Source organism: Candidatus Chloroploca asiatica (genome assembly GCF_002532075.1).
GTDB classification, from domain to species: Bacteria; Chloroflexota; Chloroflexia; order Chloroflexales; family Chloroflexaceae; genus Chloroploca; species Chloroploca asiatica.
Genome location: NZ_LYXE01000063.1, coordinates 237,376 through 261,551, shown reverse-complemented (window position 1 = coordinate 261,551; position 24,176 = coordinate 237,376). Strand labels below are relative to the sequence as shown.

21 protein-coding genes are annotated in these 24,176 nt (G+C 57.5%); 15 read left to right on the top strand and 6 right to left on the bottom strand.

Translation table 11 applies throughout. From position 1 onward, the window contains the following. Window positions 1–8: 8 nt before the first annotated feature. Window positions 9–1,406 (top strand): hypothetical protein, encoded by a 1,398-nt coding sequence (locus tag A9Q02_RS06930; protein WP_097651607.1) that lies wholly within the window; start codon window positions 9–11, stop codon window positions 1,404–1,406. Continuing rightward, a complete protein-coding gene (locus tag A9Q02_RS06925; RefSeq protein ID WP_097651606.1) occupies window positions 1,387–1,836 on the top strand; it encodes a hypothetical protein in 450 nt (149 codons plus the stop codon). The genes A9Q02_RS06930 and A9Q02_RS06925 overlap by 20 nt, the downstream gene beginning before the upstream one ends. A gap of 39 nt (window positions 1,837–1,875) precedes the next feature. Here the strand turns inward: A9Q02_RS06925 and A9Q02_RS06920 are convergent, their stop codons facing one another. Continuing rightward, window positions 1,876–2,349: a hypothetical protein gene (locus tag A9Q02_RS06920; protein WP_097651605.1), complete on the bottom strand. Its 474-nt coding sequence runs from the start codon at window positions 2,347–2,349 to the stop codon at window positions 1,876–1,878. Between the two features lie 603 nt (window positions 2,350–2,952). Between A9Q02_RS06920 and glnA the strand changes: the two genes are divergently transcribed. Continuing rightward, window positions 2,953–4,374: a type I glutamate--ammonia ligase gene (gene glnA, locus A9Q02_RS06915; RefSeq protein WP_097651604.1), complete on the top strand. Its 1,422-nt coding sequence runs from the start codon at window positions 2,953–2,955 to the stop codon at window positions 4,372–4,374. A gap of 81 nt (window positions 4,375–4,455) precedes the next feature. On the opposite strand, the gene A9Q02_RS06910 is transcribed toward glnA, so the two are convergent. Together A9Q02_RS06910 and A9Q02_RS06905 are read right to left on the bottom strand one after the other, a co-directional pair. Beyond that, window positions 4,456–4,734 carry a hypothetical protein gene (locus tag A9Q02_RS06910; RefSeq protein WP_097651603.1) on the bottom strand — a complete coding sequence of 93 codons (279 nt, stop codon included), beginning with the start codon at window positions 4,732–4,734 and terminating at the stop codon, window positions 4,456–4,458. Between the two features lie 188 nt (window positions 4,735–4,922). Next, window positions 4,923–6,242 (bottom strand): ammonium transporter, encoded by a 1,320-nt coding sequence (locus A9Q02_RS06905; protein ID WP_097651602.1) that lies wholly within the window; start codon window positions 6,240–6,242, stop codon window positions 4,923–4,925. A 440-nt stretch (window positions 6,243–6,682) separates the two neighbouring features. Here A9Q02_RS06905 and A9Q02_RS06900 point away from each other — a divergent pair, with 440 nt between their 5' ends. The 6 genes from A9Q02_RS06900 (at window position 6,683) to A9Q02_RS06875 (ending at window position 12,732) form a co-directional block, all read left to right on the top strand. Next, the gene (locus tag A9Q02_RS06900; protein WP_097651601.1) at window positions 6,683–7,243 is read left to right on the top strand and encodes a hypothetical protein; all 561 of its coding nucleotides are present in this window, start codon (window positions 6,683–6,685) and stop codon (window positions 7,241–7,243) included. Window positions 7,244–7,387: 144 nt separating this feature from the next. Beyond that, window positions 7,388–8,644, top strand: a complete 1,257-nt coding sequence (locus A9Q02_RS06895) for a glycosyltransferase (protein WP_097651600.1) — start codon at window positions 7,388–7,390, stop codon at window positions 8,642–8,644. Next, complete coding sequence (locus A9Q02_RS06890; protein ID WP_097651599.1) at window positions 8,641–11,052, top strand: transketolase-like TK C-terminal-containing protein; 2,412 nt, start codon at window positions 8,641–8,643, stop codon at window positions 11,050–11,052. The genes A9Q02_RS06895 and A9Q02_RS06890 overlap by 4 nt, the downstream gene beginning before the upstream one ends. 102 nt (window positions 11,053–11,154) lie before the next feature. Continuing rightward, on the top strand, window positions 11,155–11,868 hold the full coding sequence (locus tag A9Q02_RS06885; RefSeq protein WP_097651598.1) for a sensor histidine kinase: 714 nt from the start codon (window positions 11,155–11,157) through the stop codon (window positions 11,866–11,868). Further along, window positions 11,843–12,472, top strand: coding sequence for a response regulator (locus A9Q02_RS06880; RefSeq protein ID WP_097651597.1), 630 nt, complete (start codon window positions 11,843–11,845; stop codon window positions 12,470–12,472). Before A9Q02_RS06885 ends, A9Q02_RS06880 begins: the two co-directional genes overlap by 26 nt. Then, window positions 12,469–12,732: a hypothetical protein gene (locus A9Q02_RS06875; protein ID WP_097651596.1), complete on the top strand. Its 264-nt coding sequence runs from the start codon at window positions 12,469–12,471 to the stop codon at window positions 12,730–12,732. The genes A9Q02_RS06880 and A9Q02_RS06875 overlap by 4 nt, the downstream gene beginning before the upstream one ends. Before the next feature lie 57 nt (window positions 12,733–12,789). Here the strand turns inward: A9Q02_RS06875 and A9Q02_RS06870 are convergent, their stop codons facing one another. The 3 genes from A9Q02_RS06870 to A9Q02_RS06860 form a co-directional block, all read right to left on the bottom strand. Further along, the gene (locus tag A9Q02_RS06870; RefSeq protein ID WP_097651595.1) at window positions 12,790–14,145 is read right to left on the bottom strand and encodes an MFS transporter; all 1,356 of its coding nucleotides are present in this window, start codon (window positions 14,143–14,145) and stop codon (window positions 12,790–12,792) included. A 152-nt stretch (window positions 14,146–14,297) separates the two neighbouring features. Next, window positions 14,298–17,216: an insulinase family protein gene (locus A9Q02_RS06865; RefSeq protein WP_097651594.1), complete on the bottom strand. Its 2,919-nt coding sequence runs from the start codon at window positions 17,214–17,216 to the stop codon at window positions 14,298–14,300. Window positions 17,217–17,246: 30 nt separating this feature from the next. Beyond that, the gene (locus A9Q02_RS06860) at window positions 17,247–18,215 is read right to left on the bottom strand and encodes a DUF2515 family protein (protein ID WP_097651593.1); all 969 of its coding nucleotides are present in this window, start codon (window positions 18,213–18,215) and stop codon (window positions 17,247–17,249) included. A gap of 116 nt (window positions 18,216–18,331) precedes the next feature. Between A9Q02_RS06860 and A9Q02_RS06855 the strand changes: the two genes are divergently transcribed. From A9Q02_RS06855 to A9Q02_RS06830, 6 genes are all read left to right on the top strand, one after another. Then, the gene (locus A9Q02_RS06855; RefSeq protein ID WP_141508754.1) at window positions 18,332–19,276 is read left to right on the top strand and encodes a hypothetical protein; all 945 of its coding nucleotides are present in this window, start codon (window positions 18,332–18,334) and stop codon (window positions 19,274–19,276) included. Between the two features lie 66 nt (window positions 19,277–19,342). Further along, window positions 19,343–20,575 (top strand): CpXC domain-containing protein, encoded by a 1,233-nt coding sequence (locus A9Q02_RS06850; RefSeq protein ID WP_097651591.1) that lies wholly within the window; start codon window positions 19,343–19,345, stop codon window positions 20,573–20,575. A 15-nt stretch (window positions 20,576–20,590) separates the two neighbouring features. Next, on the top strand, window positions 20,591–21,688 hold the full coding sequence (gene gcvT / locus A9Q02_RS06845; RefSeq protein WP_097651590.1) for a glycine cleavage system aminomethyltransferase GcvT: 1,098 nt from the start codon (window positions 20,591–20,593) through the stop codon (window positions 21,686–21,688). A gap of 9 nt (window positions 21,689–21,697) precedes the next feature. Then, entirely contained in the window at window positions 21,698–22,087 is a 390-nt protein-coding gene (gcvH, locus tag A9Q02_RS06840) for a glycine cleavage system protein GcvH (RefSeq protein ID WP_097651589.1), read from the top strand. Window positions 22,088–22,098: 11 nt separating this feature from the next. Next, complete coding sequence (gene gcvPA, locus A9Q02_RS06835) at window positions 22,099–23,433, top strand: aminomethyl-transferring glycine dehydrogenase subunit GcvPA (protein WP_172450742.1); 1,335 nt, start codon at window positions 22,099–22,101, stop codon at window positions 23,431–23,433. A gap of 169 nt (window positions 23,434–23,602) precedes the next feature. After that, window positions 23,603–24,145 (top strand): Uma2 family endonuclease, encoded by a 543-nt coding sequence (locus A9Q02_RS06830; protein WP_097651587.1) that lies wholly within the window; start codon window positions 23,603–23,605, stop codon window positions 24,143–24,145. Window positions 24,146–24,176 lie beyond the last annotated feature (31 nt).

Below are 24,176 nucleotides of genomic sequence, written 5' to 3'. Positions count from 1 at the left end.
CAACGCTGATGACACGTCACCCTCAGCCATCAGACGCCTTTCTTATTGATGTTGCCAGTGATGGTCAGCCATTTCTTGTTGAGACTCTCACCAGTGTTGGCTATCAGGTGACATTGCTCACCCATGATCAGGTGCCGTTCCATCCTCTGGTGGAAATGGCTGCGCTGGTTGTGGTTGGCAGTGCCGGTGGCGATACGAATGTCCTGATCAGCTATCGCCATTTTCATCATCATCCCCCGCTGATCATTGTTGATCCCGATCAGGTGCGCTTGGCCGTCGGCTTCGAACCTCTTTCTCCCGGGCCACATCCCCTTGCCACGTTGCCTGCGTTGCTCCGTCAACATCGTGGCCTCCCTGAGCTTGAGCCTGCGCTTTTCGCCGGGGTTGGTGGTGATGCTCCTCGTTCTGAGGAGTTCGTGGGGCCGGAAGCGCCGTCTGCGCCCGCCGAGGTAGTGGCCGAAGCGCCGCCCACGTCCACCGAGGTGGCAGAGGAGGATGCTGAAGCGCCGCCCACGCCCGCCGGGGTGGCTGAGGTTGATGATGGAGAGCCTCTCGTTGGCCCGGGAAGTGAAGCCCCGCCCGTGTCCGAAGAAGACCCGCGAGCTTCCTGGGAGCATCAGCCTCGCCAGTCCCCGTTCCGCAGTCCGCTCGAAGAGGCTCTTGGTACATATGGCAAGCCCACTGCTTCTTCGCCCGTAACACCTGATGAGGGGGCTGAGGAAGAACGTTCTGGCCCGGTTCTATGGGTCTGGTTGCTCTTTTTGCTTGGTGTGGTGATGTTGGTCGTCTTTGTGGTGGGCAACCTCATTGCGCGTCAAGACCCGCTTGCTGGGCAAACACCGGTGGCGACCGCTGTTCCAACGTTGCCGACCAGCATGGCCGAGGCTACTGTCCCTCCTTTGCCACTTGAGCCATCGATGACCGTCAATCCTCCGACCCGCGTTGTGCCACCGACGCCGACCTCGGTGTCTGCTATGGCGCAGATCGAGATCGCGATCGTTGCCGTCACGCCTTCACAACCGCAGGTTGGTGAAAACGTCAATATTCTCGTTCAGGTGCGCAATGTTGGTACCAGGCCAATCAATCAACCCTTCTGGGTGGATCTCTATATTGCGCCTGTTTTGCCGCCGGCGCTGGCCGTTGCCTGGCCCGAGATTGCCGAGTATGGCTCAACCTGGCGGGTTGATCGACTGGCACCGGGTGAAGTCCGCGATCTTAATACCCTCAATGCCGACCCCGAGCGCTCGAACTTCCTTGCGTTCTCCATAGCCCAGGAGTACGAGATCTATGCACTGGCCGACACATTTGATGAGTTGTCAACTGACCCCTCCTTTGATCAAGGTGATCTGTTGCCCCTAGCAATGATCACCGTGAACGTGGTAGAGAATGTCTCAACACAGCCGTAGTCTCTTCCTCCCCCTTCTGCTGATCCTCCTGGTATTGATGATCGCCTCGGGAGGATACGCTGATGCAACAGGGGTCGTGCAGGCATATGTCAGTCCGCCTCGCGAGGCATATGGCGCCATGGTTAGCCTCCGCCCGACGCTTGATCCGACCCGGAAGCCGCTCACTACGCAGCCAGTTGAGACGATTCGCGCCGAATTGACGGCTACCGCACTGGCTCCTTCGCCGACTCCGTCACCGACTCCTACTGCAATGCGACCAACCGTCACACGCACGCCTAGTGCCATTGCCACGGTCACCCCGACCAGTCCCCACGTTCCCCATGTAGGGGCCTCGCGTTCGCCTGGAGGCTCGCTCTCTTTGCTCTGGATCGGGTTGTTCTTCTGTGCCGTAGGGCTTGTCTTCAAGTGGCTCAGCTCACAGCGTTCGTAGCACGAGGCGCGTGCTGTGTAGCAGGCTGAAGCGCAGCGGTCAATGCGAAGATACGTGCGCAGCAAGTTCGGTACTTGTGGCCGTAGGTTCAGCCGACGTTTTAGCGTGCGAAGAGATACTTGATTGGCGCAGGGACTCTTGTGATCGCTTATAGGGCACGGCCAGTGGCCACTTGCCCCAGATCAGCAATGAGTCGAGGCCAGCAGCATTTTTGTTTGCCGAACGTCGCCAGCGATAGCCACGCCCATTAAAAGCTGTCAGGTTCTCTTCACCCCAGACGATAACGCACACACGGCCATTCATCCGCAGTTCATGAAAAAGCCTCAAAATGTGCGTATCAGAATGGCTAAGGGGCAGAATAACATAATCAGACATCTTTTCTGTCACCTGATAATAGGCATCTTTACTGTTTTCTATGATCTTGAACTCAACCAGAACATGTACAGCCTCAAGTAATGATCTGTCATCATTGCTTAATTCACCAACAAAAATAGCTGTGTAGGCACTGTTCATCAAGATACTCTTTTGCTTTCTTCTGTCACCCACATACGTATTATAGCATATGATATTCCGAGAAAAGAAGCTTTTTGCGTTGGTCAAGTATGAGGGTTCTCGGGAAACCTCCTCGCCTCCCTAGCGATAGAAGCGCCTCTAGGGAGGCTTACTCGGTCGCGGACGTAGCCTGCAACCGAGTCAGGCGGGCATTTGTTTATTTTATACAATCAGGCCGTGCTGACATTGGATCTTCTCACTCTGGCACGAGGGTCAAGAGTCGCTTATGATGGAATGTAATGTGCATGGGCAAATTGCTTGTCCAGACCCGCGCAAGGAGAGATCGACATCGTGGTGCGCCAGGTACGCGTGATAGTTGTCGACATTGCAATGGCGCAGACAGTCGCAATCAACGGTTCAGCCCTTTCTGTATCTCGGAAGATATACAGAGTCCCCGGGGTTGACGTTTTCTCGTATCTTCTCCCGTCCATCGCCCATCAGGGCTTTTCGTCAGTGCATTCGCGCCGTGTCGCGCCCCAGTATTGTCGCGCCGCCGCGTTGCGCAGGTTGGATCGCGTCCGCAGGACCCTGTCCGTTCTGTAGCTACACAAGGAGATTGGCTGTATGAGTATGACCGCTAAGGACGTTCTCAAACTGATTAAAGACCATGACATCAAGATTGTCGACACCCGTTTTACCGATCTTTTCGGCGGATGGCAGCACTATTCACTGCCTGCCTCGCGGTTGACCGAAGACATGATGGAAGAGGGTCTGGGCTTTGACGGTTCTTCCATCAAGGGTTTTCAGGTGATCAACGAGAGCGATATGCTCATGGTGCCTGATCCCAGTTCGGCCTTTGTTGATACGACGCTCGGGGTGCCGACGCTGGTGCTAATCTGTGACATTATTGATCCGATTGTCCGCGAACCCTATTCGCGTGACCCGCGTAATGTTGCGAAGAAGGCCGAAGCTTATCTCAAGAGTACTGGCCTTGCTGATACGGCCTACTTTGGCCCCGAGGCTGAGTTTTTCCTCTTTAGCGATGTGCGCTTTAGCCAGGCGGCGAATCACGGCTACTACTTCGTGGATAGCCCCGAGGCGGTGTGGAATACCGGCGCAGAGGTTCCTGGCGGTAATAAGGGCTATCGCATTCGCCACAAAGAGGGTTATTTCCCCGTGCCGCCCACCGATACCCTTCAGGATATTCGTTCCAAGATGATCTTGAAGATGATGGAGTTTGGGATCGATATCGAACTGCACCATCACGAAGTGGCGACAGCCGGGCAGTGCGAAATTGATATGCGCTTTGATACGCTGGTTAAGATGGCTGACCAGTTGCAGAAATACAAGTATGTGGTGCGTCAGATCGCACGTGATCATGGCTATAGCGCGACCTTTATGCCCAAACCCCTCTTTGGCGACAATGGCTCGGGCATGCATTGTCACCAGAGTCTCTGGAAAGATGGTGAGCCGCTCTTCTTTGATGAGACGCAGTATGCGCTGCTTTCGAAGATGGCCCAGTATTACATTGGTGGCATTCTCAAGCACGCCCCGGCCCTGTTGGCAATCTGTGCACCTTCAACCAACAGCTACCGGCGGTTGGTTCCAGGCTTCGAGGCCCCGATTAACCTGGTCTACTCAGTGCGCAACCGTTCGGCGGCCATTCGTATCCCGACCTATTCGTCGTCGCCCAAGTCGCGCCGCATCGAGTTCCGTGCCCCCGATGCGATGTGCAACCCCTATCTGGCCTTTGCTGCGATGATGATGGCTGGCGTGGATGGCATTATGAACAAGATCGAGCCGCCTGCGCCGCTTGATGTTGATATCTACGAGCTGTCGCCCGAAGAGAAGGCCGATATCCGTGGCACGCCTGGTTCACTGGGTGAAGCACTGGATGCCCTTGAGGCTGACTACGAGTTCTTGCTGCAGGGTGGCGTCTTTACACCTGACCTGCTCGAGGCGTACATTGATGCCAAGCGCCGTGAGGCCGTCTCCATTGCCCTGCGCCCGCATCCTTATGAGTTCTCGATGTACTACGACTCATAAGCCTTGGTGACAGACGAACACAAAAAAGGCCAGCATTGCTGGCCTTTTTTGTGTTCGTCTGTCACCGAGATTTATCTTACTTCAAGAGCGGGTGTGTGTCCGACGCGACACGCCAATCACCATAATCACGCCAAGGGCAAGCGTCGTGATGCATACATACAGCACGGCGGTGTAGGTGGTGAGCAAGCCTTGTAACACCAAGGCCCCAAATGCGGGGATCATCCAGATCGTCCAGCTAAAGACACTCATCACTCGACGGTCGGTAACGGTCAAGCGTGATGCATTCTCAAGCATCAACGTGGTGGCTGCCCAGCCGATCAACCCGATCAGGATACTTTGCAGGTCAGATATAATTTCCATGGTTGAACCTCCGCTGCATCGTTGCAGTTTCTTTTCCTGTTCAATCATACCAGACCAACTGGATCATTTCAACAAATACAAGCCCCATGAAGTGTACAAAATGCACAACTTAATGATCCTCTAAACAACGCGTGAGGCGACAGGCTTGAGCCTGTCGCCTCACGCGTTGTTTAGATGGTGAAGAAAGGTTACTTGGCTGGAGCGCGGCTGACACCACCGGAAGGGGGCGCAGGCGGGGCCATACCCGGGGTCGGGGTCGGGATAAAGTCAGGATAGGCTGCGACACCGTGCTCGCCAAGGTCGAGGCCGAGTTCCTCTTCCTCTTTGCTGACGCGCAGACCGATGGTGGCCTTGAGTGCATAGAACAGCGCACCCGAGAGCACCACCGTCCAGACGCCAACCGCGACCACCCCAATCGCCTGGGCGATCAGAAGGGCCATGCCACCACCGTAGAAGAGGCCAAGCGTGCCGGTGTTGCCCTCGATGGCGGCAAAGAGACCAAGTGCCAGGGTGCCCCAGACACCATTGACCAGGTGGGCAGGCACTGCGCCGACCGGGTCGTCAATCTTCAGCGACTCAAGCCACGAGGTCGAGAAGACCAGGAGCGGGCCAGCGACCAGGCCGATAATCACGGCGCCCACCGGGGTGACAAAGGCACATGGGGCAGTAATCGCCACCAGACCACCGATGACACTGTTGAGGGTCAGATTGGGATCAGGCTTGCCCGTACGAATCCAGGTGAAGATAATGGTTGCAACAGCAGCAGCAGCGGCCGCAAGGGTTGTATTGACGGCAACCAGTGCTACCGCATTGGCATCAGCCTGTGACGAGAGTGCCAGCTGGCTCCCAGGATTGAAGCCGAACCAGCCGAGCCAGAGAATGAAGACACCAAGACCGACCAGCGAGATGTTGTGTCCAGGAATCGGCTGGGATTTGCCATCCTTCGAGAAGCGACCGATGCGTGCGCCGAGCACAATCGCACCCATCAAGGCAGCCCACCCGCCGACGCTGTGAACGACCGTACTGCCGGCGAAATCGGTGAACCCAAGATCACTCAGCCAGCCTGCGCCACTCCAGACCCAGTGAACCACCACCGGATAGATGAGCACGGCCATCACCGCGCTGACAATCAGGTAGGACGAGAACTTTGTGCGCTCGGCCAGGGCCCCAGAGACAATCGTTGCCGCAGTGCCAGCAAAGACCACCTGGAAGAGCCAGCTTGCCAGGATTGGTACGCCACCAGCCTCAGCTGCATCATAACCGAGGAAGAACTGATCGACACCGATAAAACCACCTGCTGAGGCACCATAGGCAAAACCCCAGCCGATCATCCAGAAGGTCAGCGCTGCGATGCAGAAGTCCATCAAGTTTTTCATCAAAATGTTGACAGCATTTTTTGAGCGCGTCGCCCCGGCTTCCAGCAAGGCAAACCCGGCCTGCATGAAGAAGACAAGGAACGCTGCCAACAACAACCACATCGTATCAAGCGCAACTACCATCTCTTCCATTCTGAACACTCCTTAACAACATATGCAGCTTGTGACCAGTTCGGATGCGTGAAACTTATGAGACATACGAGAGAAATCCATCCGGTCGACTTCGGAAGTACGCTACTCAGCGATAGTTGTGTCTCGTTAGAGCAGCTCACCCCCGGCGCTGCGACGTTGCAGAGCGGGTAGCGAACGTAGTACTCACCCCCTTACGCATGTTGGCGCACATGGCCTGAAATATCTGTCTTGTTTGGTTGCTAGATAATAACTATGTTAACAGAATGCCCTGTTGTATCAAGAGTCAAGGCATCCAAAATCATTCGAACGAAAGCTGGATCTTTTGTACAAGTCGTTCATGTTGGCTGCACACAACCGTATCCAGACGCGGTACAATAGAGGCAATGGTGGCGAGCTACGTCTGCTTGCCGGCAAGCCCGTATGGGCAAGGAGCACGTGCCATGGCAATGGTGATGGCAACCTTTACTGACCAGGCGCAAGCCCAACTGGCGGCGTCCCGTTTGCGAGAGGCTGGTTTTGGTGAGGTGACGGTCGGGATGAGTGACGATGGTGCTGGTGCGTACCTTGGTCTTGGCGAGACAGTTGAATGGTTTCGCATCAAGACCATTCTGGTCTCGACCCTGGGTGGGATGGTGACCATCGGTGCGCTCGGTGGTTTGCTTGGGTTGATTTATGGGGTCTTTCCCGAAAACCGGAATATGGGTATGCTGGCAAACTTTCCGACGACCCTTGCTGTCGCGCTGACCTGGCTCGGGGTTGCCCTGGTCATTGGCATTGTCCTCGGTTTTCTGGCTGGCATTCCGGTTGCGTATCTGCTGGGCAGTGCGGCTGAGAAGGCCGCTGCGCGTGGTGAAATTCAGCGCCGACCGCAGGTGTCGACCAGTGCGTCGACCCCCGCAGCCGTTGATACGGCGTTTGCTATCATCAAAACCTGCAGTCCTTTTGAAATTGCTCGGGTCGATCCTCCGGCTGGTCTGCGTCGGATGACTGCACGAGCGTAGGCTCCCAGGGGGCTGTTTTAAGTTGGTCAAAAACGCCAGCGTAGCTGGCGTTTTTGACCAACTTGAATCTCCCCTGTTTGGGCAATCACGCTAGCTATGGTATGATCATGCTGGTTCCGGCTGACCCCAGACAGAAGGGTAGCGATGAAGATTTTACTGCTTGCCCCGTATCCTCCTTTCCCGCCGCGTAGTGGTGGGGCCTTGCGGGTTTTTCATCTGGCCCGCGGTCTTGCGATGCATCATGATCTGACCTTGTTGACGTTTGCCCCCAATGCGGCTGCGGCTGCGGCACTGGCACCGTTGCGCGAACGTTATAGTGTGGTGACCGTGCATGGCCCGCCCCCGCGCTCGATGCTGCGTCGTGCTGTGACTACGCTGGCTGCGCCGTTGCCCGATATGGCCCTACGGAATCGTAGCCAGCCGTATGCAGAGGCGCTGAGCCGGTTGCTGGCGGCGGAACATTATGATGTGGTGCAGGCCGAGAGTATCGAGATGGCTCATTATGCGCTGATGGCACGCGATCTGACGCAGCGGATCGTGCTTGATCAGTTCAATGCTGAATATTTGTTGCAGCGCCGCGCTGCGCTTGCTGATTTGAAGGGTGGTTTCGCGCTTCCACCTGGCAGGCTCGTTGCGGGGATCTATTCGTTGGTGCAGTGGCGTAAGTTGTCGCGCTATGAACGACGCCTGCTGCGGGCGTTTGACCATGTGCTTGTTGTCTCAGAGCAGGATCGTGCTGCGTTGCAACGCCTGGTGCCTGCGGCTGCGTCGAAACTGGCGGTTGTGCCCAATGGCGTTGATACGGCGCGCATCCGTCCTGGGGCTGTACGGGGCGATCTCGGTTCCTCGACTATGGTCTTTGTGGGTGCGCTTGACTATCGACCAAATCTTGATGCCCTGCGCTGGTTTACGGCTGAAGTTCTGCCTCTGCTGCGGCAGAAACGCCGCGGGGTGCGCCTTCTGGTTGTTGGCCGCGCCCCAGGGCGCGTTGTGCAGACGCTGGCAAGCGATGAGGTGGAATTAATTGGTGAGGTGCCCAGTGTCGCCCCTTATATTGATGGGGCTGCGGTCTTTGTTGTCCCGATGCGCATTGGCGGCGGCTCGCGTCTCAAGTTGCTCGAGGCACTGTCTATGGAGGCTCCGGTGGTGGCGACCTCTATGGCGGTCGAGGGCATTGCCGGGCTGCGCAATGGCAAGCATCTCTTGATTGCGGATCGACCCCAGGCCTTTGCCGAGGCGGTGATCCGCTTGATGCACGATCCCGAACTGGGACGGACACTCGGGGCCGCCGGGCGGGCTCATGTGGTCGATCACTATGATTGGGACGCAAGCATTGCCTCGCTCAATCAATTGTATCAGCAGGTGAGTGAACCAGTAGCCAACGAACGGAAACGACGATGACAACTTCCAGGCAGCGCCGCCCGGCAGATGCGGTGTCAGTGGATACGCCACTGGCTCCGGTTGTATCCGCAGATGAGCTTGCGACCCTTGAACGGGTGCAGCAACGGATTCTCTGGTTGTCTACGTGCATTGTCCATCATGCCAATTATGTACGCCCAAATCATGATGGCACCAAGGTTGGTGGTCATCAGGCTTCCTCAGCTTCGATGATTTCGATCTTGACGGCACTCTATTTCCACTATTTGCGTCCTGGTGATCGGGTGGCGGTCAAGCCCCATGCTTCACCGGTCTTTCATGCGATCCAGTATCTGCTTGGTCAGTTGCCCGAACACTATCTGCCGACGCTGCGCTCTTTCGGTGGGTTACAGGCCTATCCATCGCGGACCAAAGATCCTGACCACGTCGATTTTTCAACGGGTTCGGTTGGGCTTGGTGCGGTCGCGCCTGCATTTGCGGCCCTCGCTGGGCGCTATGCGGCCGCCCATTTTGGCGCACCTGATACCCGTCGTTTTGTGGCCCTTGTTGGTGATGCGGAACTCGATGAGGGCAATGTCTGGGAAGCGATTCTTGATCCGGCCCTCGCCGGTCTTGAGCATTTGCTCTGGATCGTTGATCTCAATCGACAGAGCCTCGATCGGGTTGTGCCCGGGATTCGGGCGGCTCATCTCAAACGTCTCTTTGCCGAGAGTGGCTGGCGTGTGCTCGAGGCGAAGTATGGACGTCGCTTGCAGGCGCTCTTTGCCCGTGAGGGTGGCGCGGCGCTTCGGCAACGCATTGATGAGATGCGCAATGAGGAGTATCAGGCGCTGATTCGCTTGCCGGGGGCGGAACTTCGCCCGCGTTTGCTTGGCGATGATCCGGCGCTGGCGACGTTGCTGGCTGATATTCCTGATGCTGAATTGCCGCAGATTCTGGCGAATCTGGGCGGTCACGATCTCGAAGAACTGCTGGCAACACTGGCCCAGGCTGATGAAGCACCGCGTCGCCCGACGATCATTTTTGCCTATACGATCAAGGGGTGGGGGTTGCCGATTGCCGGGCATCCGTTGAATCACTCGCAGTTGCTGACAACTGAGCAGATCGAGACGCTTCGTGAAGACCTTGGCATCAAGGCTGAGGCGCTCTGGGCCGGTTTTGAGCCTGCTAGCCCCGAAGGGCAGTTGTGTGCTGCCGTTGCGCAGCGTCTGTATGGGCCACACGCGGCGTCTTCGGGGGCGCGTGAGCGGCTGACAGCCGTTGCGGCAACAATTCCTGATGATCTTGAGGTGCTGGCGACTGGACAGACAAGTACGCAGGAGAGTTTTGGGCGTGCGTTAATGCGTCTGAGCGAGGTGCCAGGGCTGCGTGAACGCATTGTGACGACCTCGCCGGATGTCTCGGTGTCAACGAATCTTTCGGGTTGGATCAATAAGACCGGGGTCTATGCGCCCACCGAAGAACCTGATTTCGAGAGCGCCGAGGTTTATCGGTTGCTCCGCTGGAAACGTGGCCCTTCGGGTCAGCACATTGAACTGGGCATCTCCGAGATGAACCTGTTTATGCTGCTAGGCATGTTTGGCTTGAGCCACGAGTTGCTTGACGAGATCCTGTTGCCGATTGGTACCGTCTATGACCCATTTGTGTGTCGGGGGCTTGATGCCTTGATTTACGGGCTCTATACGGGGGCAAAGTTTGTCGTGGCCGGCACCCCCTCGGGCATTACGCTTGCCCCCGAGGGTGGTGCGCACCAGTCAACCGTCACGCCTTCGCTCGGCATCGAGTTGCCCAATTTGCATAGTTTTGAGCCTTGCTTTGCGGTCGAGTTGGTCTGGACGCTGCTGGAAGGACTCAAGCAGTGTTGTGATCGCGAGCAGGGTCGGGCGACCTATTTACGTCTTTCGACGCGACCACTTGATCAGGGGTTGCTTGAACCAGCGCTACAACGGCTTGGGCGAGCCGAGTTGCGGCGTCAGGTGCTGGCGGGCGGGTATCGACTGATTGACCGCCGTGATCATGCGGATCACCCTGAGGCCCCGGTCTTGCAACTGGCGGCAGCGGGCGCGGTGATGCCCGAAGTGGTGGCTGCAGCTGACTACCTGCGTCGCGAGGGCGTTGCGGTCAATGTGCTCAACCTGCCGAGTCCGCGGCGGCTCTATGAAGCCTGGCGTGCTGGAGATGACCTGACCTGGCTGATTCCGCCCGATGAAGCGACGGCACCGTTTGTGACTGTGCATGATGCTGCGTCACACGCACTGGCCTGGCTCGGTAGCATCTATGGTGCGCCGGTGCTTGCGCTGGGCGTGGATGCCTTTGGTCAGTCGGGTACACGTGATGAACTCTATCGAGCGTTTGGGCTTGATGTCGAAGGCATTATCAAGGCGGGGTTTGCGGCCGTTGATCGTATGCTGGTGCCCACAGCAGGGTGGTAGCCATTTCTCAACACCCTGTAGAGCGCATGAAACCATTTTCTTGATCGTGGCTGTGACTGCCGGGTGTATACTACATGGCATCCAGTGAAAGGCAGTGCGGCCATGAGCATTGATCACTATCCTAATCGCATTCAGGAACCATCGGGGCGCTTTCTCGAAATTGCCGAGCGTGAGGTAGGCCGGATCATTCTTGACATTCATGATGGCCCGGTGCAAAATATTTTTGCCGCGCTCTCACAACTCTATGTTGTGCAACGCCGGATGGTGCAAAGCCCTGATCCCGCTTTAGATGAACTCGAACGGATCAGGCGCAGTGTTACTCTGCTTGAGAATGCGCTCAATGAGATCCGTACCTTTATGGGTGCGTTTCGTCCGCCTGAATTTGAACGCCGTGACCTGGTTGCCATCCTTGAAGGGTTAGTGATCCAGCACGAGGAATTGACGGGTAATCCAGTCTGTCTTAAGCTTGAGGGTGAACTGCCTGCGGTACCTTTGCCCGTAAAGATCAGCTTCTATCGTATCTTGCAAGAGGCGCTTTCGAATGCGGTACGCCATGGCGAAGCCGATCATCATACGGTGAGTCTGCGTTGCAAGGGTCACAATGTGATCATGGAAGTACGCGACAATGGCTGTGGCTTTGATGCTTCGTCGGTGTTGCAGCAGGCGCTTACTGGTCATTTTGGGCTGCAAGGGATGCGTGAACGGGTGAGTCTGCTCGGGGGTACCTTTATGATCGAGAGTAGCCCTGGTCTTGGGACGTGTGTGCGGGTTATCGTGCCATGTGGTGACAATGATCAAAGTCTTTCTTGCGGATGACCATGCGCTTGTCCTTGAAGGTCTGCGTTCGCTGATCGAGAGTGAAGGCGACATGGAGGTTGTGGGGACGGCCAGTGACGGCGATCAGGTGCTCGAACGAGTTCGTGCGCTTGCGCCGGATGTGGTGGTGCTCGATCTTCAGATGCCGACCGTTGGTGGGATTGCGTGTCTGCAGAGTATCCGGGCGGCGAATGTGCCTGCGAAGGTGTTGATTCTCTCGGCCTTCTATGACGGCGATACGATGCAATCGGCACTTGAGGCCGAAGCCGATGGCTTTGCGCTCAAAACCGAGGCCCCACAACAGACCTTGGCCTGTATTCGTCAGGTCTACCAGGGTCAGCTTGTCTTTCCGCAGGCAGCCAAGCGCTGGTTACGGCAACACCGCCAGCGCCCGAGCCCGGCCTCTGATCTCTCCGATCGCGAAGCCGAGGTCTTGAACCTGGTGGCTCAGGGGTTGACGAATACGCAGATCGCCCAGCGCCTGCAGGTCAGCGATAATACGGTCAAATTCCATCTGCAGAATATCTACCAGAAGCTGGGTGTGAGCAATCGCACCGAAGCAGCCGGGATCTTCTTCAAGCTGCGTCAGGAAGGTCGGCGGTGAGTGCGTATGTGTTCTTCTTCGGTGCTGCCGTGTTGCTCATCGGCCTGATTGGCCTCGTCTGGTATGCCTGGTTCACGTTTGTGCGCCGGAGCCCTGCTGAGCAAGAGCATGAGCGGGCGCTGGCGTCGCTCAATGATGCCCAGGCCAACCGGTTCAGTGATGAGCAACTGACGCAGGTTCCCGACACGGATACCGCCTGGCAGACGATGGTGCAACGAGGGAACGCACCGCCACGTCGCACCAAACGACGACGGCGTTGAGTTCATTCTTCGTGCCCCCCAAACCCGCGCAGCGGGTTTGGGGGGCACGAAAGATTCTTACACCAGGGCTGGGGCTTCATTGCCCACTTCTTCGATCGCACGACGGACATTGACAAAGAAGAGCAAGACAATGCCGGCAATGAAGAAGACCATCAGCGAGATGAGCGCAATGCGGTAACTGCCCGTCATTTGGAAGGCGAGGCCAAACAAGAGCGGGGCGAGCCAGCTCGTGCCACGTTCGCTGATCTCGTAAATGCTGAAATATTCGGCTTCCTGCCCCTTCGGGATCATGAGCGAAAAGAGCGAACGACTGAGCGCCTGACTGCCCCCGAGAACGACGGCAATCGCTGCGGCAAGCAAGAAAAATTGAGCTGGCACCCCTGCGGGCATCACATAACTATAGGTGACCACCACCGTCCAGATTACAAGACTGAGCATAATCGCCCTCTTGGTGCCGATCCGCTGCGCCAGCCAGCCAAAAGCGAGGGCACCAAAAAAGGCGACAAACTGCACCATCAGGATCGCCTGAATGATCACGCCCTGGGGCATACCGAGCTCTTCGGCTCCAAAGAGGGCAGCCAGCGCAATGACGGCCTGAATGCCATCGTTATAGAGCAGGTAGGCCAGCAAAAAGAGCAGTGTCTGGCGATAGTGCCGCATCTGGCTAAACGTATGGGCCAGTTGCTTGAAGCCAATCGTCAGGTAGCGCTCGCCCGGGGGCAGGCGCTTGATGGCACCCCGGGTACGCAAGCGAATCAGAGGCAAAATCGTAAAGATAGCCCACCAGAGACCTGCGGAGGTGATACAGATGCGGACTGCTGTGCCTTCATCGATACCCAGAGCCGCGGCATTGGTAAAGAGGATCAGATTCAGGAACAAGAGCAAGCCGCCGCCAAGGTAGCCCATGGCCCAACCCCGTGACGAGGCCCGGTCGCGGTTATCGGGGCTAGCAATTTCGGGCAAGAAGGCATTGTAGAAGACAATGGAAGCACCAAAAGCGAGATTGGCGATCAAAAAGAGCGAGCCGCCAAGGATATAGCGTTCGCCCTGAAGAAAAAACATGCCCATCGTGGCAAAGGCCCCGATATAGGCAAAGATCCCGAGCATGAGCTTTTTGGCACGCGAGTAGTCAGCAATAGCCCCGAGGATGGGCAGGAAGAAGACCTGGAGGAGCACTGAGAGCGAGACGATATAGGCGAAATAGGAACCTGCTGCGACTGGAATACCGAGCGGATAGATCATTCCATCGGCATCGGCTGCGGCCCGAGCAATCGAGGTAAGATAGGGGCCAAGAAAGACTGTCACCACCGTGGTCGAAAAGGTCGAGTTGGCCCAGTCATAAAAATACCAGCCAACCAGTTCACGTCGATCATCAATGGGATACTCGGTTGTGGCCGTTTGCTCGGCACTCATAGCGACTCTTTCTGCTCAGATGCATGAACCCCCAGCACGAGCGACATCCTTGGGAGGCTACGACCCCATCATGTTTCTGGCGCAAGATGCCAGCAACGTTGGCATCTTGCGCCAGATCTTTCCGCGGGGCCGCAGGACCCCAGAAAGCACCCCTAGCCCATCACGTTCACCGGATTGAGTAATCCGGGGTGCTCGCGGTTAGCGGTGGCGATCGCCTCGGCGGAACCAACGACGGCAATGATACCATGATCTCGCACGGTGTCGAGGATCTCGGCGAAGGCACGGAAGTCGGCTTCGGTCGCGTCGAGGATCTGTTCGCGCAGATTTTGACGGTAGGCGTCGGTAATGCCGTTGAGGTGGCGCATCATAGCGGTGTAGCCTTTGGCGTCGGGCAGTTGGTAGCCGTCGATGTCGCCAATGGTTCCGATGATGCTGCGTTCGATCGCCGTTGCATCCATTGCTACCGTGCGCAGATAGTCGCCGGCCCGGTCATAGACGGCAAGGGTTTTGAGCAGATGCGGGTCACGATATGAGACAGCCCCGAAGATGCCCGTACTCCGTTCAAAACTGGCTCCGACCCCATAGGCACCGCCTTGAACACGCACTTTTTCGAGGTAGTAGCCGATATTCAAGAAGCGGGTGATGGCACTTGCGGCCCCACTAACCTTGAGACCCAACGGGTAGAGGCTTGCAGCTTTGGCGACATAATTGACTTTCGCGGGGACGATCAGGCCTTCACCGGGGCCTGGCTCGGTGATCGGCCACGGGGATGGTTCGTACGGGGTGGAAGGCAATGCGCCGAGGAAGGCGGCGAGGGCCGGTGCCACCTGGCGCTGATTGGCTTCGTCGAGCGTCAGATTCGCCACCATCGTGCTGCGATTGATCAGGCTGGTGCGGATCAGTTCGAGATCGGCGAGGACACCCGGCCAGTCCTCGTCGATGCGTTGCACCAGTTGACGGACAAAGAAGAGGGCGCTGATGCCACCGAGTTGCTCGTCGGCCCATTCGGCGGGGGCGAGTCGAGCGAGGATGCGCTTGCGGGCGAAGGCATTGCCACTTGGCACAAGGGCTGATTCACGCATAGCCCGGCTGCGGGTGGCGATCTGGCGGAACCGCTCACGGTCATTGAGGTTGACGGTCAGCAGGATGTCGCGCATCAGGGCGAGCATCGCCTCGGTCTGGGCGACGGTCGCCTTGCCCCGGATCACGAAGTGCCCCAGTGGTTCGCCGGTCTGGAGATGGGTGGAGGTGCTTGTTGAGGCATAGATGCCACCGGTGTCGCGCCCGATGCGCTGCACAAGGCGCACAAAATCCTCGTTGGCGGTGCCCATCTCGGTCAGGGCGCGGGCGAAGAGCGGAACATAGCCGAGCAGGTGCGCCGGAACGGCCCGCAGATCAAAGACGAGATCGAGATAGACGATGCCGTTGGTAAAGAGATCGTGATAGAGCAGGGGCACTTCACCGCTGATCAGTTGTACCGTTGGAAGTGTCTTGCCCTGACGATCGAGGTCGCCCAGGGTCAGCGTAGGAATCCGGGCGAGATCTTCGGGGCGATCCGGGGTCTCTTGCATGATCTTCAAGGCCTGGGTGTCGGCAATAATTTGTTCAAGCTCCTGGTCGTTCAGGGTCGCTTGGACGGCATCGAGCCGAGCGCGTTCTTCGGCCGCATCGCGGGCTGCCTGTTCGGGATCGGGGCGCAGCATCACGCGTACCCGGTGCGTATTTTCGAGCAGGGTGCGCCGGATCAGATCTTCGAAAATTCGTTCGCCGTTGGTCAGGGCAGCCTTGATCGTTGCCAGCGGTGTCTCGAAGCGCAGCGGGGCCAGCGGGTCGCCATCGTAGAGCCAGGTATCGAGCGCCCGGAGCATGATGCTCAGCCCGCGAGGGAAGCCGCCGGTATTATTCTCACGCAGCGAAAACTCGACCGTGTTGAGTGCAGAGGCCAATTGGTCGGCATCAAAGCCTTCGTCGGCCAGGCGCTGCAACGTGGTCAGAACGAGATCCTCGATGGCCGGTGCATCGGTCGGATCAATGCCTTTGAGCCCCACCGAAAAGGTGTGTTGCCGTAGCCCATCGTTATAGCCGCCGCCGGTCAGGCTATCACCGAGGCCCGAGTCAGTTAGCGCCTTGTAGAGCGGTGCGGCTGGCGTGCCGAGCAACAGATAGCTCAGGATTGCCATCGCGAGGACACGGGTTTCGTCGTCTTCTTCACCGATCATCCAGTTGATCGTCACCATCCCCTTCTTGCCACTCTCTTCAGAGGGCGCCGTATAGGTCTCTTCGACAATGCGAGGCTCGGGGAAGCGAGGTTGCAGGGCCACGTCGGATGGGATCGGCAGAGCGTCGAACTGCGCGAGGTACTCGTCAAGCAGTTCGAGGCGGCGCTCGGGATCGTCATCACCATAAAAATAGATCCGTGCATTGGAAGGATGGTAGAGCGTCGTGTGGAAGTTTTGGAATGCCTCAAAGGTGAGATCGGGAATGTATTTTGGATCGCCTCCCGAGGCCATGCCATAGGTTGTCGCGGGGAAGAGCGCGGCCTGACTGGTGCGATAGAGCAGATAATCAGGTGACGAATACTGCCCCTTCATCTCGTTAAAGACCACCCCGTGGAAAGAGAGCGGCTCATCTTTGCGGGTCAGTTCGTAGTGCCAACCCTCCTGCTTGAGCACTTCGGGCGTGATGCGCGGGAAAAAGACCGCATCAAGATAGACATCAACGAGATGATAAAAATCGGCAAGATTCGTTGATGCGACGGGATAGGTCGTCTTATCCGGGTAGGTCATCGCATTGAGGAAGGTCTTGACTGAACTCTTGATTAACTCAAAGAAGGGCTTCTTGACGGGATACTTGCGTGAGCCACAGAGCACAGAATGTTCGAGGATATGGGCAATGCCGGTATGATCGGAGGGCGGCGTACGAAAGGTGATACCAAAACATTTATTTTCATCATCGCACTCGAGCGAGAGCAGTTCGGCCCCGGTGCGCGTGTGGCGATACAGCCGGGCGCGGGTATTCAGTTCGGTGATCTGCTCATCGCGGAGCAATTCAAAATCGTGGCTACGCGTCATTGCAACCTCCATCAAACACAAGAATCAGTTTCACGCGACTGGTGACGATGCTTGTAACGTGAGCGCCGGATAGAACCGGTTCATCAAGCCAGCCGTCTGCTGGAGCATGGTCGGGGTTTCGTGGGCAAGGCTGATCAGGCGGTTGTGCATCGGTGTGCCTTCGTCATAGGTCGCATTAACCTTGGCCCATTTAGGCAAGACATCCTGCTCGATCCACTGCCAGCGGTCGGCGGCATTGGTGACACTGCGTGTTCCGGTGAGCACCGCGAGCGGCCCATAATAGAACGTGAACGAGGCCTGGCTTTCCAGACTGGTGCCGCCTTCAAAGTCGAGCCACGAACCAAGTGAAGCAATGCGTCGCCCCAGATCCGACATCTTTTCCATATACCGGGGCAAGACGGTCATTTGCTCGTGGCGCAGCATTGTCACCGCCGCCTGGTTGATCAGGGCGAGGCCTGCCTGATACTCCTCTGGTTTGCAGAGCAAGTGAACCCCTGCATCGAGCATCCGGAACGCCTCGCGCAACCCGGATTGATCACTTGACGTAAGATTCGCCTCCACGGTATCCAGGCCCCCGTAGAGATAGGCCAGGTGGGCCCAGCCAATATCGTTGAAGATGGCGTCGTTAGCCTGCTTGACCAGTTCGAGGTCAGCGAGCAGCAGGGGGCGGGTGGCGGCATCGTGGAGAGCCAGCGGAAGTGAGAGCATCAGCTTGAAGACCCGTGCTGCCATCTCGTTATTGGCTCCTGACTGGCCGCTCGCGAGCGCCTCTTCGACGCGCACAGCCTTGTGTGGGGCAAGGAGCAACTCGACCATTGCGAGGCCGACACCTACCTGGAAGGAGGCAAACGCTGCCATACCAGCCCATTTGAAGAGCCACGGCTCTTGCAGATACCACCCGGCATAACAGGCAGTAATGGCTCGATTACGGGCAATATAGGTTGATTGCGGAGGAAGTTCGTGCTCGAGAATGGCATTCCACTCATCGCGTGTAGGCATAGTATGGATCTCCAGACAAAGACGATCAGCAGGGCAGAACGACACCGAAGCTGTCATCGATACAGAATGTTATAATTCATTATACGTCAGTTCAGATAGGCTTGGATATCATTTTGATGCAACAATTCCTGCGGCTACAACAGCATATTACCCCTCTTCTTGAGTTGCTTGACGCGGGGTTGCGGCTCTACCGGCGTCATTTGACGCGGTTTCTCTTGCTGGTTGGCATGCTTGCTTTGCCCCTGGGGGCGGCGCTGTTTGGCCTGTTCTTGTTAGCGGATCGCGTGAGTGAGTCGGTTGTCGTGTTGCTCATTCTTGGCGGCCTTCTTCTCACCCTCCCGCTGAGCTTTTATATTATGGGGGCCCTGAGTCGTGCGGCGGTGATGGCGGTTGCAGGTGAGCCGGTACGTCTGCGTGCTGCGCTGACGATTAAGCCGCGGCATCTGGCCGGGATGGGCTGTTATGGCACGCTTTTTCTGGTGGTCGCGAGTACGATGATGAGCATTGCAAGCCTGGCGTGCATCTTTCTTGCCTACCTTGTCGTCTTTGTTGGCATTATCGCGGCGACGGCCTTGCCGCTTGGCGGGGGAGCTATTGAGCAGGCGACGGCTGGGTTGCTAGTGATTGTGGTTGTGCTCATCTTTATCGCCAGTTATGTGGTGAGCCTCGTTGCGAACGGGGCGGTCTATAGCAGTGCGATCTATGCCTTGCAGCCGTTTGTGCAGGATCAGATTGGGGTACGTGCCGCGATGCAGCGGAGCCTCGATCTGGTGACCTATCGGTTGGGGCAGAACCTGTTGATGTTTTTCTGTGCGAGCTTGGTCTTTGGGGCGGCCGCGTTGGCGACCACCCTGGCGATCGGGGTGTTGGTTCCCTTGCCGACCTTCTTTTTACTGGGCGAAGAGTCGGCGGTGGCCCAGGCGATCACGGCGGCGGCCTGGGTCACGGGTCTGGCGGCGGCGATGCCGCTGTTGCCGATCTGGATGGCCCTCTTTTACCAGCAGCGGCGCATTGCGCGACGTGGCGAAGACCTCGCTGCTCAGCTTAACAGAGTCGTCTGAGTGATGGTACAATAGAACATCATACAGGCGTGCTCCAGTTGTTCTATGTGTTTAGCGTAGAGTTCTATGCCCATTGCTTATCAAGAGCCTGAAGCGTTTGTGTGCCCCGACTGTGGTGCCGATTTCGAGGCACCAGTCTGGCTCATCCTAGATGCGCAGGAAGAGCCCGCAGCGGTCGAGGCGTTGCTTGAGGGTACCCTCAATCTGGTGACCTGTCCGGCGTGCCAGCGGCGTGGTCCGGCCGGTGCGCCGTTACTTTTTCACGATGGTCTGGCGCGCCGCGTAATCTTTGCGCCTGCACCGGGCTTGCCCGAGCATGCTTGGGGTGAGCAGGCACGTGAGTTGCATGCGGTGCTTGTTGGCTCGATGCCTGAAGAAGCGCGCCGCCCCTATCTGGCGGATGTTGATATTGCTCAGGATCTGGCCGGTATTGCCCACCTGTTGCGCCGGATGCAGCGTCGTCCGGTTAGGCCAGCGCCCGCAGATTCAGATGTGCCTGCGGCACCTGTTGTGCCGTCTGTGCATGAACCTGTTGAGGCGGCGCAGGTTCGCCCGCCAGCCGATGAGGAAGAAGTTCCTCCGTTGTTAATGGCGGTCGAGGCGTTGTTGGGGGCTAATAGCGCCGAAGAACTTGAGCAGGTCGTGGCACAGTACCCCATCCTCTTTGAGCCGACAACTGATGCGGTGCTCAACGAACTTGCTGAGGTCGCCGTCAATCAACGCGCCTTCGAAATCGCCGAGAGCCTGCGTGAAGCGCGGGCTTTGCTCGCCCGGATGAGTCAGCGCCTCAGCGTTGCTCCGCCGCCTTCTCTGGTTGCCGGTGAGCCTGTCCTCCCTGCTCTGCTCACCTACGTGCCTGATGAGGTGCTCCAGGCGTTATTGCAAACCCAGAGTGCCGCAGAAGTTGCGCAGGTTGCCGCGCAGTATCCGCTGTTGTTGCAGCCAGAGGTTGATCAATTGCTGGCAGAGCGAGTAGAGCAGGCCCTTGATGATCAGCACGAGCGCCTGGCGCAGCTGCTCGAAGATCGTCGTGAGGCGCTTGCCCAGGTGCGTGAGCAGGCTGCTGGTGGATCCGGAGAGCTTGATGAAGCGCTGGAAGCACTCTTGCTGGCCGATGGGGCTGACGGTCTTTCGCAGGTACTGGATCGCTACCCGATTTTGCTCGAAGAGATTGCGTTGCAGGCGCTCTGGCAATTTGCCGCCGAGGCGCGTGCCGTTGATGATCAAGACCTGGCCCGTTATGCCGTCGAGTGTCGTGAGATGTTGCTTCGTGTTCGTAAGGGACTGAATTCGTCGTAAGCAAGGAAAGATGCCATGCTCAAACGCACGCCGCTTTTTGCAACCCATGTTGGCATGGGCGCCCGCATGGTCGAGTTTGGCGGCTGGGAGATGCCGGTACAGTATAGCGGGATTATTGATGAACATAGGGCAGTACGTCAGGGGGCGGGTCTCTTTGATATCAGCCATATGGGGCGTTTTATGGTGCGCGGGCCGCAGGCCGAGGCCTTTTTGCAATATGTGGCGACGTGCAATGTCGCCGCGATTACGCTGGGCCAGGCCAATTATGGCTTGCTCTGTCAGCCCGACGGTGGCATTGTCGATGATATTTTCATCTACCACCTGCTTGACGAATATATGGTGGTGGTGAATGCGTCGAACCGCGACAAGGATTGGGCCTGGTTGCAGCAGCATAGTGCCGGGTTTGATGTTGAGCTTGAAGATCGTTCCGAGCGCTGGGCGATGCTCGCGCTGCAGGGGCCTGCCGCCGAGCAGTTGCTTGCTCAGGCTGAAGACTCAACCACCCACGATCTGACCCATCTGCCGTTTCACGGGGTGGCGCTGACGACGGTCTTTGGTCAGACGGCGCTGATTGCGCGTACCGGTTATACGGGTGAAGATGGCTTCGAACTCTTTTTTGCGGCGGGTGCAGCGCCTGAGATGTGGCAGCGCCTGCTGGCCCTTGGTGACGTCAAGCCGTGTGGCCTTGGGTCGCGTGATAGCCTGCGTTTTGAGCCGTGTCTTGCGCTCTATGGGCACGAGATTAGCGCGACGATCAACCCGTACGAGGCCCGCCTTGGTTGGGTCGTCAAGCTTGATAAGGGTGATTTTGTGGGGCGTGAGGCGCTGGCCGCGATCAAGCAAGCCGGACCATCTCGTCGTTTAACCGGGTTTGAGCTTGTTGGCAAGGGCATTGCCCGTGGTGACTATGCCGTGCATTCGGTGGAAGGGGAACCTGTCGGTGTTGTGACCACTGGCATGCCTTCACCAACGCTCGGCAAGCCATTGGGCATCGCTCTGGTGCCGACAGCGCTCAGCAGTGAAGGTAGTGCCTTCGAGGTTATTATTCGCGACCGACCGGTTCGTGCGCGTGCCGTGAAAATGCCGTTCTATAAGCCGCGCTATAAGAAATAAGAGGAGTCCATGAGCATCAGTATCCCAGGCGATCTTCGCTACAGCACGTCTGACGAGTGGGTGCGCACCGAGGGTGAGGAAGTGGTGATTGGGATCACCGATTATGCCCAGGATGCGCTTGGCGATGTGGTCTATATCGAACTGCCTGCTGTAGGTACGGTATTGACCCCGGGGGAATCGTTTGGTGTCATCGAGTCGGTCAAAGCCAGTTCTGATCTCTATGCGCCAATCGGCGGTGAGGTTGTGGCGGTGAATAGTGACCTTGAAGCCAATCAAGAGCCGATTAATCAGGATCCCTATGGTGCCGGATGGCTGTTGCGCATCCGCCCGTCAGGTGAAGAAGAGCCGTTGATGGATGCGACGGCCTATGCCGCCTATTGTGAAGAACGAGCCCACTAGTGGAGCAGAGCATGTCCCATTATATTTCGATTACCGCGACGGAACGCGCCGAGATGCTCAAGGCGATCGGAATTGCGTCAACTGATGATATGTTTGTTGATGTGCCGGAAGCATGGCGCTTCCCGGCCCTTGATCTACCCGCGCCAATGTCTGAACCAGAATTGGTACGGGCGTTGCTCGAGCGGAGTAATAAGAATGCGCATGCCCATACCCACAGCATCTTTCTGGGGGCCGGGGCGTACAACCATTTTGTGCCGACGGCGGTTGACCAGATCCTGCGTCGTGGTGAATATTACACCTCGTATACCCCCTATCAACCTGAAATTAGTCAGGGAACGCTCCAGGCGATTTTTGAGTACCAGAGCATGATCTGCTCGCTGACCGGGATGGAGATTGCCAATGCGTCGCACTACGATGGTGCGACGGCGCTGGCCGAGGCGGCGATCATGGCGCTTAACGTGACCCGCAATCGGCGCAAGATCGTCGTGGCTCGTGGTGTCAATCCGCAGTACCGGGCGGTGTTGCGTACGTACCTGCAGGGGCTTGAGATTGAGGTTGTCGGTGATGAGACGCCGGGCAGCAGTATCGACGATGCGCTGGCGCTCGTGGATAACCAGACGGCCCTGTTGATCGTGCAGAGTCCTGATTTCCTTGGGCGGATGCATGATCTGCGTGGTCTGGCCGACAAAGTCCAGGCTCATGGTGCCCTGCTGTGTGTCCATTTCGACCCGCTTGCGTTGGGGCTCTTTCAGACGCCCGCTGAAGTGGGGGCCGATATCGCGACCGCTGAAGGGCAACCGCTGGGTCTTGGGCTGAATTTTGGTGGGCCGTACCTCGGGATCTTTACCACGCGCCAGAAGCATGTCCATAAGATTGCCGGACGCATTGTTGGTGTTACCAAAGATGTTGATGGGCAACTGGCCTATGTGTTGACCCTGCGCGCGCGTGAGCAGGATATTCGGCGTGAGCGGGCGACGAGCAATATCTGTACCAACCAGGGCCTGATGGCGCTTGCCGCGACGGTCTATATGAGCCTGATGGGGCGCCAGGGGATGCGCAAAGTGGCCGAGCTTTGTTATCATCGGGCGCACTATGCTGCCGAGGCGATTGCCCGCTTGCCCGGGTATCAGGTTGAGCCGGGGACGTTCTTCAAGGAGTTTGTGGTGCATTGCCCACGACCGGTGGCCGAGATTAATGCGGCGTTGCGTGAGCATCAGATGATTGGCGGCTATGATCTGGCTGAGGATGAACCGACGCTTGGCAACGCGATGCTGCTCGCCGTAACTGAGATGAATAGCAAAGCTGAGATTGATCGCCTGGTGGAACTGCTTGGTCAGTTTGATTGATGCCGACGAACGTTGGGTGTCTGGACAGGCCTCATGCTTGTGCACAGAGGCCGAACTCAGGTCAATCGTTGCCCATGCCTTGCCGGGGGCAGGGCTGCTGAGCACGCAGCCCTTTGGTGAGCGAACCCACTCTTGCGATGGCACTACTGAGAGGTGAAGAGGTGACACGATGAGTACGCTCACGCGCTTACTGACAGCTGAAACCTTTGCCCTTGTACCTGGTTCACGACATCAGGAACTTGTAGCTGGAGAGGTTATTGATCATGTGCCGCCTGGTGGTGTGCATGGGGTTGTGGCCGCTATGCTTGCGGCCCTTTTGATCCAGTGGAACAGGCAAACGAACCAGGGTTTTATTGGCGTTGAGTCGGGGTTTGTGCTTGCGCACGATCCGGACACGGTGCGCAGCCCTGATGTCTATTACGTTCGTGCCGAGCGACTGCCCAAGAATGGCCTTCCCGAGGGCTTCTGGCCTTTTGCGCCTGACCTTGCCGTCGAGATTGTGTCACCTCATGATACAGCCGATGAAGTACAAGCCAAAGTGGGTGCATACCTGCACGCTGGTACGCTTGCCGTCTGGATGGTCTATCCGACCACGCGCCTGCTGGTGGTACATACGCCAGATGGTCTGGCGCGTACCTATGGCCTTGAGGCAACGCTAGAGTCCGTTGCGTTTTTGCCGGGTTTTGTGTTGCCGATTAAAGATTTGTTTTAACGGGGCATGTATCGAGGGCTTTGCGGCAACG

Excerpts from the sequence above, each read along its gene's own strand:
- glnA (WP_097651604.1), top strand. The coding sequence starts at position 2,953 with ATGAGTATGACCGCTAAGGACGTTCTCAAACTGATTAAAGACCATGAC.
- A9Q02_RS06900 (WP_097651601.1), top strand. The coding sequence starts at position 6,683 with ATGGCAATGGTGATGGCAACCTTTACTGACCAGGCGCAAGCCCAACTG.
- A9Q02_RS06870 (WP_097651595.1), bottom strand. The coding sequence starts at position 14,145 with ATGAGTGCCGAGCAAACGGCCACAACCGAGTATCCCATTGATGATCGA.
- A9Q02_RS06895 (WP_097651600.1), top strand. The coding sequence starts at position 7,388 with ATGAAGATTTTACTGCTTGCCCCGTATCCTCCTTTCCCGCCGCGTAGT.
- A9Q02_RS06865 (WP_097651594.1), bottom strand. The coding sequence starts at position 17,216 with ATGACGCGTAGCCACGATTTTGAATTGCTCCGCGATGAGCAGATCACC.
- gcvH (WP_097651589.1), top strand. The coding sequence starts at position 21,698 with ATGAGCATCAGTATCCCAGGCGATCTTCGCTACAGCACGTCTGACGAG.
- A9Q02_RS06860 (WP_097651593.1), bottom strand. The coding sequence starts at position 18,215 with ATGCCTACACGCGATGAGTGGAATGCCATTCTCGAGCACGAACTTCCT.
- A9Q02_RS06905 (WP_097651602.1), bottom strand. The coding sequence starts at position 6,242 with ATGGAAGAGATGGTAGTTGCGCTTGATACGATGTGGTTGTTGTTGGCA.
- A9Q02_RS06850 (WP_097651591.1), top strand. The coding sequence starts at position 19,343 with ATGCCCATTGCTTATCAAGAGCCTGAAGCGTTTGTGTGCCCCGACTGT.
- A9Q02_RS06880 (WP_097651597.1), top strand. The coding sequence starts at position 11,843 with ATGATCAAAGTCTTTCTTGCGGATGACCATGCGCTTGTCCTTGAAGGT.
- A9Q02_RS06830 (WP_097651587.1), top strand. The coding sequence starts at position 23,603 with ATGAGTACGCTCACGCGCTTACTGACAGCTGAAACCTTTGCCCTTGTA.
- A9Q02_RS06920 (WP_097651605.1), bottom strand. The coding sequence starts at position 2,349 with ATGAACAGTGCCTACACAGCTATTTTTGTTGGTGAATTAAGCAATGAT.
- A9Q02_RS06910 (WP_097651603.1), bottom strand. The coding sequence starts at position 4,734 with ATGGAAATTATATCTGACCTGCAAAGTATCCTGATCGGGTTGATCGGC.
- A9Q02_RS06890 (WP_097651599.1), top strand. The coding sequence starts at position 8,641 with ATGACAACTTCCAGGCAGCGCCGCCCGGCAGATGCGGTGTCAGTGGAT.
- A9Q02_RS06925 (WP_097651606.1), top strand. The coding sequence starts at position 1,387 with ATGTCTCAACACAGCCGTAGTCTCTTCCTCCCCCTTCTGCTGATCCTC.
- A9Q02_RS06930 (WP_097651607.1), top strand. The coding sequence starts at position 9 with ATGACACGTCACCCTCAGCCATCAGACGCCTTTCTTATTGATGTTGCC.
- A9Q02_RS06885 (WP_097651598.1), top strand. The coding sequence starts at position 11,155 with ATGAGCATTGATCACTATCCTAATCGCATTCAGGAACCATCGGGGCGC.
- A9Q02_RS06855 (WP_141508754.1), top strand. The coding sequence starts at position 18,332 with ATGCAACAATTCCTGCGGCTACAACAGCATATTACCCCTCTTCTTGAG.
- gcvPA (WP_172450742.1), top strand. The coding sequence starts at position 22,099 with ATGTCCCATTATATTTCGATTACCGCGACGGAACGCGCCGAGATGCTC.
- gcvT (WP_097651590.1), top strand. The coding sequence starts at position 20,591 with ATGCTCAAACGCACGCCGCTTTTTGCAACCCATGTTGGCATGGGCGCC.